Source organism: Arthrobacter sp. H35-D1 (genome assembly GCF_030063185.1).
In the GTDB taxonomy this organism is placed as follows: domain Bacteria; phylum Actinomycetota; class Actinomycetes; order Actinomycetales; family Micrococcaceae; genus Specibacter.
The window spans coordinates 670,516-685,507 of the sequence record NZ_JASISP010000001.1 but is presented as its reverse complement, the minus strand read 5'-3'; the positions used below and the strand labels follow the sequence as shown (position 1 = coordinate 685,507).

15 protein-coding genes and 1 tRNA gene are annotated in these 14,992 nt (G+C 64.0%); 6 read left to right on the top strand and 10 right to left on the bottom strand.

Translation table 11 applies throughout. From position 1 onward, the window contains the following. Nucleotides 1-27 precede the first annotated feature (27 nt). From QMG25_RS03135 to QMG25_RS03125, 3 genes are read right to left on the bottom strand one after another with little or no spacing between them, the layout of a single operon-like run. Nucleotides 28-789: an SDR family NAD(P)-dependent oxidoreductase gene (locus QMG25_RS03135; RefSeq protein WP_283457215.1), complete on the bottom strand. Its 762-nt coding sequence runs from the start codon at nt 787-789 to the stop codon at nt 28-30. Then, the gene (locus QMG25_RS03130) at nt 790-1,125 is read right to left on the bottom strand and encodes a GNAT family N-acetyltransferase (protein ID WP_283457213.1); all 336 of its coding nucleotides are present in this window, start codon (nt 1,123-1,125) and stop codon (nt 790-792) included. A gap of 54 nt (nt 1,126-1,179) precedes the next feature. Beyond that, on the bottom strand, nt 1,180-2,013 hold the full coding sequence (locus QMG25_RS03125) for a hydroxymethylpyrimidine/phosphomethylpyrimidine kinase (RefSeq protein ID WP_283457211.1): 834 nt from the start codon (nt 2,011-2,013) through the stop codon (nt 1,180-1,182). Between the two features lie 112 nt (nt 2,014-2,125). On the opposite strand from QMG25_RS03125, the gene QMG25_RS03120 reads away from it, so the two are divergent. Continuing rightward, nucleotides 2,126-2,773 (top strand): cysteine hydrolase family protein, encoded by a 648-nt coding sequence (locus QMG25_RS03120; RefSeq protein ID WP_283457209.1) that lies wholly within the window; start codon nt 2,126-2,128, stop codon nt 2,771-2,773. Between the two features lie 54 nt (nt 2,774-2,827). Here the strand turns inward: QMG25_RS03120 and QMG25_RS03115 are convergent. Then, nucleotides 2,828-2,900 (bottom strand) — tRNA-Lys (locus tag QMG25_RS03115). A gap of 167 nt (nt 2,901-3,067) precedes the next feature. Here QMG25_RS03115 and QMG25_RS03110 point away from each other — a divergent pair. The 3 genes from QMG25_RS03110 (at nt 3,068) to QMG25_RS03100 (ending at nt 5,542) form a co-directional block, all read left to right on the top strand. Then, the gene (locus tag QMG25_RS03110) at nt 3,068-3,715 is read left to right on the top strand and encodes a hypothetical protein (RefSeq protein WP_283457207.1); all 648 of its coding nucleotides are present in this window, start codon (nt 3,068-3,070) and stop codon (nt 3,713-3,715) included. Nucleotides 3,716-3,911: 196 nt separating this feature from the next. Then, nucleotides 3,912-4,529 (top strand): DUF47 domain-containing protein, encoded by a 618-nt coding sequence (locus QMG25_RS03105; protein ID WP_283457205.1) that lies wholly within the window; start codon nt 3,912-3,914, stop codon nt 4,527-4,529. A 2-nt stretch (nt 4,530-4,531) separates the two neighbouring features. Beyond that, nucleotides 4,532-5,542: an inorganic phosphate transporter gene (locus tag QMG25_RS03100; protein WP_283457203.1), complete on the top strand. Its 1,011-nt coding sequence runs from the start codon at nt 4,532-4,534 to the stop codon at nt 5,540-5,542. Between the two features lie 287 nt (nt 5,543-5,829). On the opposite strand, the gene QMG25_RS03095 is transcribed toward QMG25_RS03100, so the two are convergent. The 5 genes from QMG25_RS03095 to pstS all read right to left on the bottom strand — a co-directional run bounded on the left by QMG25_RS03095 (nt 5,830) and on the right by pstS (nt 11,280). Beyond that, complete coding sequence (locus tag QMG25_RS03095; RefSeq protein WP_283457201.1) at nt 5,830-6,942, bottom strand: hypothetical protein; 1,113 nt, start codon at nt 6,940-6,942, stop codon at nt 5,830-5,832. Between the two features lie 304 nt (nt 6,943-7,246). Beyond that, nucleotides 7,247-8,026 carry a phosphate ABC transporter ATP-binding protein PstB gene (pstB, locus tag QMG25_RS03090; RefSeq protein WP_283457200.1) on the bottom strand — a complete coding sequence of 260 codons (780 nt, stop codon included), beginning with the start codon at nt 8,024-8,026 and terminating at the stop codon, nt 7,247-7,249. Between the two features lie 26 nt (nt 8,027-8,052). Then, the gene (pstA, locus tag QMG25_RS03085) at nt 8,053-9,147 is read right to left on the bottom strand and encodes a phosphate ABC transporter permease PstA (RefSeq protein WP_502866328.1); all 1,095 of its coding nucleotides are present in this window, start codon (nt 9,145-9,147) and stop codon (nt 8,053-8,055) included. Between the two features lie 11 nt (nt 9,148-9,158). After that, on the bottom strand, nt 9,159-10,037 hold the full coding sequence (gene pstC / locus QMG25_RS03080) for a phosphate ABC transporter permease subunit PstC (protein WP_283457373.1): 879 nt from the start codon (nt 10,035-10,037) through the stop codon (nt 9,159-9,161). A gap of 127 nt (nt 10,038-10,164) precedes the next feature. Continuing rightward, a complete protein-coding gene (pstS, locus tag QMG25_RS03075) occupies nt 10,165-11,280 on the bottom strand; it encodes a phosphate ABC transporter substrate-binding protein PstS (protein ID WP_283457195.1) in 1,116 nt (371 codons plus the stop codon). A gap of 279 nt (nt 11,281-11,559) precedes the next feature. Between pstS and radA the strand changes: the two genes are divergently transcribed. Next, the gene (radA, locus tag QMG25_RS03070) at nt 11,560-12,984 is read left to right on the top strand and encodes a DNA repair protein RadA (protein WP_283457193.1); all 1,425 of its coding nucleotides are present in this window, start codon (nt 11,560-11,562) and stop codon (nt 12,982-12,984) included. 163 nt (nt 12,985-13,147) lie between these two features. Continuing rightward, the gene (disA, locus tag QMG25_RS03065) at nt 13,148-14,218 is read left to right on the top strand and encodes a DNA integrity scanning diadenylate cyclase DisA (RefSeq protein ID WP_283457191.1); all 1,071 of its coding nucleotides are present in this window, start codon (nt 13,148-13,150) and stop codon (nt 14,216-14,218) included. A gap of 17 nt (nt 14,219-14,235) precedes the next feature. Here disA and QMG25_RS03060 read toward each other — a convergent pair whose 3' ends face one another. Then, entirely contained in the window at nt 14,236-14,889 is a 654-nt protein-coding gene (locus tag QMG25_RS03060) for a hypothetical protein (RefSeq protein WP_283457189.1), read from the bottom strand. Nucleotides 14,890-14,992 lie beyond the last annotated feature (103 nt).

The following is a 14,992-nucleotide window of genomic DNA, read 5'->3' as shown; positions in this document are numbered from 1 at the left end:
GAGTTGCCGATGAGGGTTGCCAGCTGGCTAGCGGCCGCGGTTCCCCACTGCTGCCGCCACCTTGTCCGGCACCAGGCGGCTCAGCGCCATGAGGACGGTGTAACGCTTGGACGGGATGGAGACGGCCTTGCCTGCGGCATTGTCCGTCAGTCCTTCGCGCACCACCGGCTCGGCATTGAGCCACATCCACGGCTTGACCCCGCCCGTGTCCGCGCCCATGCGCTGGTGGAATTCGGTGTGTACGAATCCAGGACACACGGCCGTCACCTTCACGCCCTGGGGACCGTACCGCAGATTGGCGGAGCGGCTGAAGCTTGTCACCCACGCCTTGGCTGCCCCATAGCTGCCTCGAGGAATGAACGCCGACACGCTTGAAACGTTGATGATCCGGCCGTGGCCGCGGACAAGCATTCCGGGCAGCACTGCATGCATGAGCTCCATGGGTGTGCGGGCCAGGATACGCAGATGCGCCACCTCGTCCTCCACCGTGTTCTTTTCAAAAGCCTTGACCAAGCTGAAGCCGGCATTGTTCACCAGCACCGAGACAGGCTGGACAGGATCCGTCAGGCGCGCGCTGACAGCAGCAACGCCGTGGTCCGTGGTGAGGTCCGCGGGCAGCACCTCCACCGCCACGCCAAAGTCGCTGCGCAGCCGCACGGCCTTGGCTTCAAGACGTTCGACGTCCCGGGCCACCAGCACCAGGTCGTGCCGGGACCGACCCAGCTGCTGGGCGAATTCGGCGCCCAGCCCTGAGGTGGCCCCCGTAATCAAGGCAACCGGACGTTTCATCTAAACCTCCTGCGGGAAGTCGGTGTACTGCGTGTACAGGTCCTGGTGTTTTTCAATGAACCGCAGGACATAGCTGCAGTGCGGAATAATGCGTTTGCCCGCTGCCACCACATCGTCGAGCGCATATCTGGCCAGCACCTTTGCCAGTCCGCGCCCCTCAAACCCGGGTTGGGCTTCGGTGTGGAGGAGCTCCGTGTGGCCAGGGCGGTCCTTGAACGCAATGACCACGGCCAGCTCATCGGACGCAAAAAGTTCGTACCGGTGCCGGGCATCGTTGCGTACCGTCCGCACATTGGCGTCGAAGGGCTCTGTTTCCTGGCCTGCGTTCACTCTCATAAAGCGAGCTTGGCACACTGTGCAGGTGCTGGCAACAGTGTTCTTGAACCGCGGTCAGGCGCCGGCTCCACCCTGCCACAGTGCGGTGAACGGGGCGCCGGATGCCACGCGGTTCTTGATGCCCTCGGTGACGAAGGCCTTGGCCGTGCGGGCAGCCTCCAAGGCTGTGGCGCCCTTGGCCAGTTCGGCGGTCACGGCGGCAGCCAGCGAGCATCCTGCCCCGGAGACGGCCACTTCGCCCACCTTGGGTGCAGAGAGGACCTCCAAGGTTTCCCCGTCAAAGAAAACATCGACGGCGTCCAGGCCGGCCAGGCGCACCCCGCCCTTGGCCAGCACAGCGGCACCGCTGATTTCGTGGATCTTGCGAGCCGCTGCCTTCAGGTCCTCGACGTTGTTGATTTTCAGTCCGGAGAGCGACTCGGCTTCAAAGTGGTTGGGTGTGACGAAGGTGGCCAGCGGCAGGATGTGGGCTTTCAGCGCCTGGTCGGTGTCCAGGGCATGTCCGGGCTCCTGGCCCTTGCAGATCAAGACCGGATCCAGCACGACGTTCTTGAAGGCTGCCGCTTTGAGTGCAGTTTCCACCGTCTTGATGGTGGAGGGGCTTCCCAACATCCCGATTTTCACCGTCTCCAGCTGCGTAGGTGCCCCTGAAGCGGCACCGTAGGCCGCCGTCGTGGCTTCCAATTGGTCGGCAATGACCTGCTGGTCCACCGGCACGAAGCGGTGGTTCCAGTTATCCTTGGGGTCGAAGGAGACAATGCACGTCAGGTTCACGATCCCGAAGACGCCCAGCTCCTGGAACGTCTTGAGATCGGCCTGGGCGCCGGCACCGCCTGTCGCTTCGGATCCGGCGATGGTCAGGGCGAGCGCGGGGGCATTTGTTGTCATGGACACTATCTTGCCACTTTGGCGCCCTACCAATGTTGAACGGCCAGCGGTAGATTCACTCGTGTGTGAGAAATTCCACCTCAACGAATCCACTCAAACCAAGGAGAATGCCATGGACACCGACTCAACAGCTGTGGTTTTCATTGAATTCCAAAACGACTTCGCCTCTGAAGGCGGCGTGCTGCACGACGCCGTCAAGGATTCCATGGCGGCCAACGGCACCTTGGACAACGCTGAAAAGGTCCTGGCCGCGGCCCGCGAAGCCGGCGCCACCGTGATCCACTCCCCCATCAGTTTCGCCCCGGGGTACAACGAAATCACCCAGCACCCCTATGGCATCCTCAAGGGAGTGGTGGACGCGACAGCCTTCGTGAAAGGTGCTTGGGGCGCTGAAATCATGGACCGCTTTGCCCCTTCCGAGTCCGACATCGTCATTGAAGGCAAGCGCGGCCTAGACGCCTTTGGCAGCACAAACTTGGATTTTATCCTGCGCTCAAAGGGCATCAAGACGGTTGCGCTGGCCGGCTTCCTGACCAACTGCTGCGTAGAATCCACCATGCGCACCGCCTACGAGCGCGGCTACAACGTGGTGACGCTGACCGATGCGGTGGCGGCAACCAGCGTTGAAGAGGGCGAATCCGCCGTGAAGTTCAACTACCCCATGTTCTCCACCCCCACCACGTCGGCGGACTTCATCGGTGCCTTGGAGTCCGCCGGAGACATCGATGATACTTCCCGGGGGTACGAGGGGGTCTCCTGAAGATGCAAAAGATCCCCTGCACCGCAAACGGTGCAGGGGATCTTTTTCGCTCGGTGGGCCCTGCGGGGCTCGAACCCGCGACCCACGGATTAAAAGTCCGATGCTCTACCAACTGAGCTAAAGGCCCGAGCTAGCGCCAGCCCTGCAGCAGCGAATCCGCTGTGCAAAAGTTGACGCATATTAGACTACCGCACGCCATGCACCAGAATGCAATTGCGACCCCGCACAACCCGAGGGACCCGCCTGTCCATCCGTTCCCTCGACCCTGCACCACAGCGGGAGTAGGGTCATGTCATGAACGATCAACCAGCCAGCAGCGCTCCCCGACCGCACAAGCCGGTGCCCTTTGCTCCGGCCGACTTCGAGTCGTATGCCGGGGGCACCGATCCCGCGCGCGTGTCTGAGGCAGCACACCTGGCCGCCCGTGCCCTTGTCCACAGCGGACGGGCCAGCAACGACCCCGAAATCACCAAGCGGCTGGTCAAACTTGCCGACAAGCAGGGCCTTGAGGCTATTGCCGAAATGTGGGCGGCCAGCCCGGCCCGCTCGCTTCCCGGCGCCTTGTGGCGCCTCTACGCACTGCGGGCAGCCACGTTGCAGGACCCCGAGGGCATCAGCGTCTTCTTCCGGGCAGGCCAGGAGAAAGCCCAGGTTGCCAATGCCGTGGCTGGAGTTGCAGAGCCACCGGGAGCCGAGGAAATTACCGCCATGTCCAATGCAATACTTTCCGGGGCCTTCGACGGCGAATTCGATGTAGCCCTTGAACGATCGGCGGCTTTTTGCCGCGTCATTGCCTTGGGCCAGGCCACCCTCGCCGAGGAGCGCGTGAACGCCCATGCCGAACATTCGGCTGCATTGGCCAAGAAGGCCCGCCAATTGGTGCGCACGGCCGAGGATCTTGAAGGCGCGGCAAAGTCATGGCGACAGGGCGAACTGGACTAGTGAAAGCGGCTCCAGTTGACAGCCGGGTCCTGACGTAGAAGACTGAAAGCGGTGTCGAACCGTGGAACCCCCGGGCTCCATTTTATAGCCGCTACGAGCGGCCCAGTGCCGAGAGGCGCTCCCGGTTCGGCACCACTTTTATGCCCTGATCCACACCGGATTTTGCGCCGGGATCCACCACAATAAAGGTCTCACAGTGAAGCTTCGACTTTTTCCCCAGGAGACGGCCGGGCTTGAGGCGCTGGCCCGCATGGCAGAGCAGATTTCGGCCGGCACGCACACCCTTGCGGAACTGCTCGGGGCGGGTCCGGGCGACTTTCCGGCCCTCACTGAATCGCTGCGCAAGCAGGAAGCAGCTTCCACGGCCGACTTTGCCACGCTCCTGACGCGCATGCGCACCAGCTTCATCAACCCGCTCCCGCGCGAGGATCTTTATGCCTTGGGCAGGCTGCTGAATGAAACCAGTGAAATTCTCACCGGCGCCGGGGAAGTCATCGAGCTGTATGCCCTGGACCGGATGCCGGCGCGCATTAGCGACCAGCTCGAAATTCTCTCCCGCCAGGCGGAACTGACCACTGCCGCCATGAAGTCCCTCAACGACCTGGACAGTTTGGAGGACTACTGGCTGGAGGTCCTGCGACTGGCCAAGCGCGCCGACCAGACGCACCGGGTGCTGGACTCCGAGTTGCTGACGGCGCACAGCCCCGCGACCTTCACCAAATACAGCACGCTGGCCGGCCAGTTCGCCGCCGCCAGCCGGCAAATGCGCACAGTCGCCATCCAGGTGGGCAGCATCATCGTCAAGGAATCCTGAGCTTGCTGGTTTTCCTGCTCAGTGCCGTGGTCGTCGCGGCGGCGGTCTTCGCCTTCCTGAACGGTTTTCGCGATGCCTCGGCCGCCGTCGCACTTTCCGTTCGCAACCGCGCCCTGACACCCTCCATCGCCGTTCTTCTGGCGGCGGTGTTCAATGCCTTGGGGGCCCTTGCCAGCGTGGGCCTGGCGGCGACGTTCGCCGACAAGCTGTTCACGGTTCCGCCGGGTCGCAGCGGTCTGATCCTGCTGCTCGCCGCCCTGATCGGGGCCAGCCTGTGGGGCATTTACCTGTGGTGGCGCGGTTTCCCGTCCTCCTCCACGCACGCCCTCATCAGCGCGGTGGTGGGCGCCTCCCTCGGCTCGAGCGCCGTGGGGTATCCCCCGCTTGAAGGCATCAACATCACGCTGCTGACGCTCGTGCTCCTGCCCCTGCTGATCTCCCCCGTGCTGGCTTTTGTGCTGGGCTTTGTGGCCGTCTACCCCACCTCCTGGGCGGCCAGGAACACCGCTCCCAACATGGTCAACCGGCGCAGCCGCCAGCTGCAGTCTGTGGCCGGGGCCGCCGTCGCTTTTGGACACGGCCTCCAGGACGGCCAGCGCACCACGGCGGTTGTGCTCTTTGCCCTTGTGGCCGCCGGCGCCGCCGGGGTCGGGGAAGTGCCGCTGTGGGTGCCGCTGTTCACGGCCGCGATGCTCGCCGCAGGCACCTTGTTTGGCGGTTGGCGAATCTCCTACACGTTGGGACACCGCCTGGTCAGGATGGATCCCATGCGCGGTTTTGTGGCGCAGATGGTGGCTGCCCTGCTGCTGTTTTTCGGAGCCATTGGTCTGCACATGCCGCTGTCCACCACCCACACCGTCACGGCCGCCATTGTCGGGGCCGGGGCAAACCAGCGATTTTCCGCTGCGAACGGTCGGATGCTGCTGCGGATTGCCGGCGCGTGGGTTGCCACGCCCCTTGTCTGTGCAGCGCTGGGCGCGGTGTTTTTCCTGGCCCTCTCGCCGCTGGCCTGACACCTGAATCCACCGGAGCACCCGTTCGTTCTGCAGCTCATGCGGGTTGGCCCCGCCGCACGTACTCCATACTGCAGCTCATGTGGGTGTTCCCGACCGCCACCCGCATCAGCTGCAGTATGAACGGGGCTGGGTCGACCGCCACCCGCATCAGCTGCAGTATGAACGGGGCTGGATCGACCGCCACCCGCATCAGCTGCTGATTCAGCTCGGCCACCTTGCCACCCGTCGCCAGGGTGGTGTGGGCGCCGTCGGGAGGGGAAAGGGGGGCGGAACAGCCCACGACCTCAGGCATTTGCCGCCTCGATGATGTCCGCGTGCAGGCGCAGCAGGGGTGCCGTGCGCTCTGCGGGGCCGCGGCCAAAACCGCATTCCGTGGCGATGCCAAACTCCTCGATTCCCGCTCCGGCAAGTGCGGGGCGGGCTGCTGCCACGCGGCGCAGGCCGCCTTCGGTACCGTCTTCGTGGTGCACCAGGCCCAGGTACAGCGCTGTTTCAGGGTGCAGCTCCAAGCCTGCCAGCGGCGCGAAGTAGGCTTCGTCGTCGCGCTCGATCGGCACCGGCAGCTGCAGGAACCCGATGGGGCGGGCCACGCGTGCCGACAGTGCATTGGCGACAGCCGCGAGGTTTGTGGTGTCCGCCGGCTCGACGAAGTGCTTCTCGGCCACGTCGCCGTAGCAAAGGTGGAAGCCAAGCTGCACGTGCTCGGGAACGGTTGCAGCAGTCTCGGCGGCCATCGTGGCAACGGCATCGATGATGTTTTCGGCGGGAGCCTCGGCGTCCTCGGCCAGTCCGTCAATGAACCATGGGAACGGCCGACGGGCGCCCATGGCCACCTGCTCGATGTAAGAGAACTCGGTGGCCAGATCGATCTGGATGGCCAAGTCCTCGGCGGGGATGCCTGTCGCAATGTCCGCGGTCTCCTTGCGGATCGCCGCGGCGTAGGCGGGGTAGACGGCCGCGCGGTCCTCCGGGGCCACATAGACCGAAAGCGGGGCCAGCGAGGTGGGCAGGCAGACCTGGAAGCGGGCACCGGAGGGGATGGCGCCGGCGTCGCGCAGTGCCTTGAAGTCGCTGTATCCGGCGAGCGCAGCTTGGGCGTAGCCCAGCGACCCGAAGGCCAGTTCCTCGGCAGGGACTGTGCCGTCGAGCGTCAGCGGCCGCACGTCGAAGCCGGCGACCATGATCGGGGCCCGCACGACGCGCTCGAGCCCGGCCACGGCGTCGAACCTTGTGCCCTGGAACAGTATCCAGTGGAAGCGCTCACCCACTTCGCCGTCGGGGTAGCGCGCGACGTGCCCGCCAAGGTTTTCAGCAACAATGGCCAACGAATCAGCGGCCGTGGGCTGGTTGATGGATCCGACGAGGTGGGCGCCGTGGACGGCGGGAAGAGAAGTCATCTTTCAAGCCTAGCGCCGGGGCGTCCGGACGCCGTTTTCTCCCACCGCCACACCACATGCCCGCGTCTGGCCCGCGAAACCGCTGTTGGCCAGCAGCAGTTTCGCTGGCCAGACGCGGGCACGCGACTTGGACGCGGTTTCACGGACGCGCCGGCGGCTGACGTTGGGGAGGGATGGCTGGGCCCACGCGCCCGAGGGACCCAGTGGGAGCTTGCGAGCAGTGGGAGGGCGTGGATGGGCCCACAGGCGCGAGGGGCCGCAAAGCCAGACGCGCCGGCGGTTGTCTTTGGGGAGGGCCTAGGGACTAGCCGAAGCGGCCGGAGACGTAGTCTTCCGTGGACTTTTCGCTGGGATTGTTGAAAATGGTGGCCGTTTCGGCGAATTCGATCAGTTTCCCGGGCTTGCCGGTTCCTGCAATGTTGAAGAAGGCGGTCTTGTCGGAGACGCGGGCGGCCTGCTGCATGTTGTGGGTGACGATGACCACCGTGTATTCGTCCTTCAACTCATTGATGAGGTCTTCAATGGCCAGCGTGGAGATGGGGTCCAGTGCGGAGCATGGTTCGTCCATGAGGATCACGTCCGGGGCGACGGCGATGGCGCGGGCAATGCACAAGCGCTGCTGCTGCCCGCCGGAAAGCCCGGAACCCGGCTTCTCCAGGCGGTCCTTGACCTCATTCCACAGGTTGGCCCCGCGCAGTGAGCCTTCCACCAGATCGTCGGCGTCGCTGCGTGAAATGCGGCGGCTGTTTAGCTTCACGCCGGCCAGCACGTTGTCGCGGATGCTCATGGTGGGGAACGGGTTGGGCCGCTGAAACACCATTCCGATCTGGCTGCGGACCTGCACGGGGTCCACGCCGTCGCCATACAGGTTGTCCCCGTCAAGGAGGACCTTGCCCTCCACGCGCGCCCCGGGGATGACCTCGTGCATGCGGTTCAGCGTGCGCAGAAATGTCGACTTTCCGCAGCCGGACGGGCCGATGAAGGCCGTGACACTCTTGGCGTCAAGGGTGATGTTGACGTCCTCCACAGCACGGAAATCGCCGTAGTAAACATTCAAGTCACTGACATCAATACGTTTGGACATGGCTAAAGTTCTTCTTTCACAGTCAGTTATCGGCCGGTTTTCGGCGCAAAGATTCGGGCCACAAGACGGGCGCCAAGGTTCAGGAGCATGACAAGGATGATCAGCAACAGCGCCGCGGCCCAGGCGCGCTGCGTGGACGGGTCCGAGTTCGACGGGGACGTGGGCGTCATGATCTGCGTGTAAATGAGCGTGGGCAGCGAAGCCATCCAGCCGGAAAAGACGTTCATGTTGATGGTGGTCGCGAATCCTGCCGTGACCAGCAACGGTGCGGTCTCGCCAATGACCCGGGCGATGGCCAAGGTGACCCCGGAGGCGATACCTGAGATCGCCGTCGGAATTACCACCTTGATGATGGTGCGCCATTTGCGCACCCCCAGCGCGTACGACGCCTCACGGAGCTCGTTCGGAACAATTTTCAGCATTTCCTCGCTGGAGCGGACCACCACGGGAATCATGAGCACTGAAAGGGCCACTGCGGCCACGAATCCGGTTTTGGTTCCCGGCCCCAGAATCATGGCGAAGAAGGCCGCCGCAAAAAGACCCGCAACGATCGAGGGGATGCCCGTCATGACATCGACCAGGAAGGTGATGATCTTGGAGAACCGGTTCCGCGCACCGTATTCCACCAGGTAGATGGCTGTCAGCAGGCCTACCGGCACGGAGATGATGGTGGCCCACAACGTGATGAGGACCGAGCCGACCAGTGCGTGGTAGGCGCCGCCCAGCACGGGGGTGCCGTTTTCCACGGACGCATTGTCCACGGCACCTGTCACACCGTTCATGGACGTGTTCAGAAAGCCCGGTGTCAGCAGGCCGGGCACGCCGTTGACAAGGACCGTCCAGATCACTGAGACCAGCGGCAGCAGCGCCACAAGGAAGGCCCCGGCGACGACCGAGGTGGCCAGCTTGTCGGTGGCCTTGCGGCGGCCTTCAACGAGCGCCGTGCTAACCACGTTGGCGGTGGCAAAGAGGACGGCGGACAACACTGCCCAGCCAAAGATGTTGAAACCGACGAGGGACATCAGGGCTGCTGCCACGACAACCGCGCTGACGGCGATCACATGCGGAGTGTATTTGGGGAGGCGGCCGCGGGTCAGGGCGGAGCGCTTGCGTTCAGTCATGAGCGTGACCATTAGTTGGCTCCCGAGAATTCGCTGTGGCGGTTGATGATCCAACGGGCCACCATGTTGACGGCGAGCGTGATGAGGAACAACACCAGGCCGGCGGCGATGAGTTCATGCATGCGCAACCCGAACGCCTCGGGGAAGTCCAACGCGATCTCGGCGGCAATGGTTTGGTTGCCGGAGCGGATCAGCGAGGCGATCAGGGGCCCGGAGGAGAGCACAAGCGCCACTGCCATGGTCTCACCGAGGGCACGGCCAAGGCCCAGCATGACGGCGCTGATGATGCCGCCGCGGGCAAAGGGTAGAACAGCCATGCGGATCATTTCCCACCGGGTGGCACCCAACGCCAACGCCGCTTCTTGGTGCAGCATGGGGGCCTGGAGGAAAATCTCCCGTGTCAGTGAGGCGATGATGGGCAGTACCATGACGGCCAGGACGATTCCGGCTGTCAAAATGGTCTTTCCGGTGCCCGATGCCGGCCCGCCAAAAAGGGGAATCCAACCGAGGTTGTCAGCAAGCCATTGGTACGGACCCTTTAGCTGTGAGGCCAGGTAGCTGGCGCCCCATGCCCCGTAGACAACTGAAGGGATCGCTGCCAGAAGGTCCACCACATAGCCCAGCCCGCGGGCCAGTTTCCGCGGGGCGTAGTGGGACGTGAACAAGGCCACGGCCACACCGACGGGCGTGGCGATGAGCAAGGCGATGGTCGCTGCAATCAAGGTGCCGATGACAATCGGGAAGATGTAGGAGAAGAATCCCCTGCCTCCCGTGATGTCCGCCGCTGGCGCGCCAAAGGTCGGCAGGGCCTGGACAACAAGGAACAACGCCACGGCGAACAGGACGGCAACAATCAGTGCGCCGGCGCCTAGGGCCGCACCGGAGAACACTTTGTCTCCGAGGCGCCCTGTGCCGGGGCCGCTTGCCGGGGCCGGCCCTTTTTTGGCCGGCCCCGGCCCCGGCTGGGGTGCGAGCTTTGTGGTGGACAATCTAGTACCTTCTACTGACTACTGATGCTTACTTTGAGGCGACGCTGATGGAGTCGATCGCCGACTTGGCCTTGGCTGCCAGTTCAGCTGAAAGGGGCGCGCTCTTGGCTGCGTCCGCTGCCTGCTGCTGCCCCTTGTCGCTGAGGACGAAGGTGCCGAAGGACTTGACCAGGTCTGCCGTGGCTTCGTCCGGGTAGGACGCGCAGAACAGGCCGTAGGAGACCAGGACTGCGGGGTAGGCGCCGGCCTCGGTGGTGGTGCGGTCCAGCTTAAGGGCCAAGTCGTTGGCGGAGCGGCCTTCAACAACGGTGGCGGCGTCGACGGCCTTGGCGGCGGCTTCTGCAGTGACGGGAACGTAGTCCTCGCCCACCTTCAACGCCACCTTGCCCAGGGCGTCGGTGACGGCTGAGTCGTCGGCGTAGGTGATGGCGCCGGCCGTCTCGGTGACGGTTTTGACTACGCCGGAGGTGCCCTTGGCATTTTCACCTGGCAGCGAGGCGGGCCAGTCGCCGGACTTCTCATCCGTCCACACGTCCGAGGCAGCCGCAGCCAGGTAGTCGGTGAAGTTTTCCGTGGTTCCGGAGTTGTCCGAGCGGTGTACGGGCGTGATGGCCAAGTCCGGGAGCACGGCATCCGGGTTGGCTGCCTTGATGGCGGCATCGTTCCAGTTCTTGATGTCGCCGCGGAAGATCTTGGCGACCGTGCCGGCGTCGAGCTTGAGATCCTTCACGCCCTCCACGTTGAATGCCACGGCGATCGGCGAAATGTACCAGGGGATGTCGATGGCGCCGTCGGGCCCGCACTTTGCCTGGGCGGCCGTGAGTTCCTCGTCCTTCAGGAATGCGTCGGATCCGGCGAATTGCACGGCTCCGGCGATCAGCGCCTTGCGTCCGGCTCCGGAGCCTTCGGGCGAGTACTGGATTTTGGCGTCGGTGTTGGCGGACTCGAAGCCGGCCTTCCACGCGCCCATGGCTGCTGAGATCGAACTGGCGCCGGTGCCCGTCAATGTTCCGGCGGCGCCGGTGCCCGCTGCCGAGCTGCCGCCGTCGGCGGGGCTCACCACGTTGTCAGTTCCGCAGGCTGTCAGTGCCAGGGCGCCCACGGTGAGAACTGCTGCCACACGTCCAATGTGAAGTACCTTCACGCTTTTACCTCTTCTACGTCTTCGTTGCGTCGATTTCGATTCATTACTCTTTGACGGTATGAGTTCGAAGTGAAGCAAGGGCCCCACCCAAGTGAACGGAAGGTTAACGCTGCGCGGACTCTTGGGATCCATGCACGACGCCGACCATTCCCCCACGCTGCGGGCCCGCCTTCCGCCGCAGTTACCTGCCGCTCAGCAGGCGTTCGCCCGCGGCCCGCGCAGCCTGTGCCGTTCCCGCTGTCAGTGCCCGTTGTCGGTGCCCGGCGATAAGGTTGGATCATGGCAACAAAGAGCGCAAAGACCAACACAGGGCAGAATTTCCGCTGCACCGAATGCGGCTGGACGGCAGTGAAGTGGGTGGGGCGCTGCGGCGAATGCCAGGCATGGGGGACGCTGGAGGAAATCGGCACGGTCGTCATCAGGACCACGGCCGCCACCACTGTGGTCCGACCTGCCCAGCTGATCAGCGAAGTCGACGCCTCCAAGGCCGCCCACAACCTCACGGGGGTGCCCGAGCTTGACCGCGTCCTGGGCGGCGGCATGGTGCCGGGGGCCGTGATCCTGCTGGCGGGGGAACCCGGCGTTGGCAAGTCCACGCTGCTCCTTGATGTGGCGGCCAAGTTTGCCCGCAACGAACACGGCAGGGCGCCGCAAAAGGTCCTTTACCTCACGGGCGAGGAGTCGGCTGCCCAGGTGAAACTGCGCGCCGAGCGGATCGGCGCTGTCGCCGACACCTTGTATTTGGGTGCTGAAACCGATCTTGGAACGGCGCTGGGCCAAGTTGAAGCTGTCCAGCCCTCCTTGCTGATTGTGGACTCCGTGCAGACCTTCAGCAGCGCCATGGTCGACGGCAGCGCCGGCGGGGTGTCGCAGGTGCGCGAGGTGGCGGCGTCGCTCATTGCCGCGGCCAAGCGATTGGGCATGACCACGTTGTTGGTGGGACACGTGACAAAGGACGGTTCCATTGCCGGCCCGCGCCTGCTGGAGCATCTGGTGGACGTTGTGTGCCAGTTCGACGGCGAGCGCCATTCCAGGTTGCGACTGCTCCGGGCCGTCAAGAACAGGTACGGGCAGACGGACGAGGTTGGCTGCTTTGACCTGACCGAAGACGGCATCGAGGGCCTGGCCGATCCGAGCGGGCTATTCACTTCCCGCACCTCCCAGCCGGTGTCGGGGACGTGCATCACCGTGACCATGGAAGGACGCCGGCCCCTGCTGGCCGAGGTGCAGGCACTGTTGACCCCATCCATGGGGTCCCAGCCGCGCCGAACTGTCAGCGGCCTGGATTCCACCCGCATCGGCATGCTGCTGGCCGTCCTGCAGCAACGGGCCGGGCTGCGACTGGACGCCGACGACAGCTATGTGGCAACGGTGGGCGGCGCCAGGTTGAGCGAGCCCGCCATGGACCTGGCCGTGGCCTTGTCGATTGTTTCGGCAAAGACGAACAAGCCCGTCCATGGCAAGCTGGTGGCGTTTGGCGAGGTGGGCCTGGCCGGGGAAGTGCGTCCGGTGCCCGGGATCAACCAGCGCATCCACGAAGCCAGCCGGCTGGGTTACACGCATGCACTTGTGCCATCGAGCACCACCGGGCCCGGTCCCATCCCCCCGGACTTCACGGTCAAGGAGATCGAGCACATTGCTGAAGCCACCGAGGTCATCCTGCACGGAACCCCAGGGCCGCACCGAGCCCAAAAATCGTCGTAGCCCGGGAAATGGCCGGACACATTGTGGAAAACTGCGTAATGGACACGGTTCCATCAAGATACCCCGTCCATGTGGCCCGGCCGCCCATGGTAGCCGGTGTTTCCCAGTATTATGGGCAATGTGACTTGCGCGGATTCCCGTGCCTGAAAAGAAGGAACCGTCAATGCTTCGCAGTCCCGAAGACGCCCTGAAGGCCACTCTCGCCCGTGTCGCGCCGGGAACGCCGCTGCGTGACGGGCTGGAACGCATTCTTCGCGGACGCACGGGCGCGCTCATCGTGCTGGGTTCGGATAAGACCATTGACAGCCTCTGTTCCGGCGGTTTTGAAATCGGCATTGACTTCGCCCCCACACGACTGCGTGAACTGGCCAAGATGGACGGCGCCATTGTGTGCGACAAGGACGTCACGAAGATTCTGCGTGCGGCCGTCCAGCTGGTGCCTGACCCCAGCATTGAAACCCAGGAGTCGGGAACGCGCCACCGCACAGCCGAGCGCGTTGCCATCCAAACCGGTGTGCCGGTGGTTTCGGTCAGCCAGTCAATGCAGATCATCGCCTTGTATGTTGACGGCCTGCGGTACGTTTTGGAGGGTTCAGAAAAGGTGTTGGCCCGTGCCAACCAGGCCCTGGCCACCCTTGAACGCTACCGCGCCCGCCTCGATCAAGTGACGAGTTCCCTATCCGCCTTGGAGATAGAGGCGATGGTCACCGTCCGCGACGTTGCCGTCACCTTGCAGCGCCACGAGATGGTGCGCAGGATTTCAGAGGAAATTGCCCAGTATGTCCTTGAACTCGGCGTTGACGGGCGCCTGCTGTCCCTGCAGCTGGAGGAACTGTCCACCACCCGCGGCTCGGGCGCCGACATGGTCATTCGCGACTACACCAACCCTGAAACCACCCAGGTTGATAAAGCTGTGGCGGCCCTGCAGGAGATCGACCAAGCCGACTTGATCGACTTGAGCCTCATTGCCGGCTCGGTTGGCCTGACCACCGGCCACGACTCCCTTGAGGCCATGATCCAGCCACGCGGATATCGTTTGGTGTCGGGGCTGAAGGCTGTTCCCGGCGCCGTTGCGGCTCGTCTGGTGGACCACTTTGGCGGCTTGCAAAACTTGATGGCAGCCACCATCGACGAGCTCATGGTGGTCGATGGCATTGGCGAGCTGCGTGCTCGCAACGTCCGCGAAGGCCTGTCCCGCATTGCCGAAGCGAGTTTGCTGGACCGTTTCTTGTAGCGACTCGTGCGAAACCCCTAGTTCAGCGTGAAAAGCACCTTTTCACTGGACCACTTGCCCATGGTCGCCACCAGGGCATAGGTTGCCCCGCCACGTCCAGGCTCAGCCGCGACCTTAGCGCATTCAGGGGCACTACGCTTGACCTTCCACAGGAAATTGGCTGTCTCCGAGGCACCCGGCTTCAGGTTCTTCACCAAATCGGTTGAATCCAGCTGGCAGTCCCTGGAATTGAAAATCACGTCGTCTCCACTGGTGATTTGATACTCCATTTGGCTGGTGCCCACATTGATGTCGCAGGGGGCCTTGCCGGTGTTTGTCACCCGCAGCGTCAAGACCGGGGACTCCTCCGGCCCGTACGCCTCCTTGTCAGTCGCGGCGGCGACCTTGATCCCGGCCTCGTCGCACACGGCCGACGGCGGCGTACCCGGTTTTCCGCCAGGTTTGGGTTTGGCCGTGCTGCTGTTTCCTGCGGCTTCGCCACCTTGTCCGGAATCCGGTCCGTTGCCAAACAGTCCGACGATGAAGAACCCGCCTGCAACCAGGCCGCCAATGACAAGCAATGCAAGGATGAGCGCCACAAGCCTGCGCCGGCCGTACACCTTCGCTGAAACCTTGGGCGCGGGCTCGGCTGCAGCAGCCCTGCCTCGTCCTGAATTTCCTGTTGTGCCCACGTCTTCAGTTTATCGAAGGCAGGAGAACGCGGGCACAAACCACGCCGCCCTACGCCGCAGCAGATGCATGCACGGACGCATGCATTCCAACGCCTGGAAGATG

Coding starts and splice junctions, on each gene's coding strand:
- QMG25_RS03135 (WP_283457215.1), bottom strand. CDS start 789: ATGAAACGTCCGGTTGCCTTGATTACGGGGGCCACCTCAGGGCTGGGC.
- QMG25_RS03130 (WP_283457213.1), bottom strand. CDS start 1,125: ATGAGAGTGAACGCAGGCCAGGAAACAGAGCCCTTCGACGCCAATGTG.
- QMG25_RS03125 (WP_283457211.1), bottom strand. CDS start 2,013: ATGACAACAAATGCCCCCGCGCTCGCCCTGACCATCGCCGGATCCGAA.
- QMG25_RS03120 (WP_283457209.1), top strand. CDS start 2,126: ATGGACACCGACTCAACAGCTGTGGTTTTCATTGAATTCCAAAACGAC.
- QMG25_RS03110 (WP_283457207.1), top strand. CDS start 3,068: ATGAACGATCAACCAGCCAGCAGCGCTCCCCGACCGCACAAGCCGGTG.
- QMG25_RS03095 (WP_283457201.1), bottom strand. CDS start 6,942: ATGACTTCTCTTCCCGCCGTCCACGGCGCCCACCTCGTCGGATCCATC.
- pstB (WP_283457200.1), bottom strand. CDS start 8,026: ATGTCCAAACGTATTGATGTCAGTGACTTGAATGTTTACTACGGCGAT.
- pstA (WP_502866328.1), bottom strand. CDS start 9,147: ATGACTGAACGCAAGCGCTCCGCCCTGACCCGCGGCCGCCTCCCCAAA.
- radA (WP_283457193.1), top strand. CDS start 11,560: ATGGCAACAAAGAGCGCAAAGACCAACACAGGGCAGAATTTCCGCTGC.
- disA (WP_283457191.1), top strand. CDS start 13,148: ATGCTTCGCAGTCCCGAAGACGCCCTGAAGGCCACTCTCGCCCGTGTC.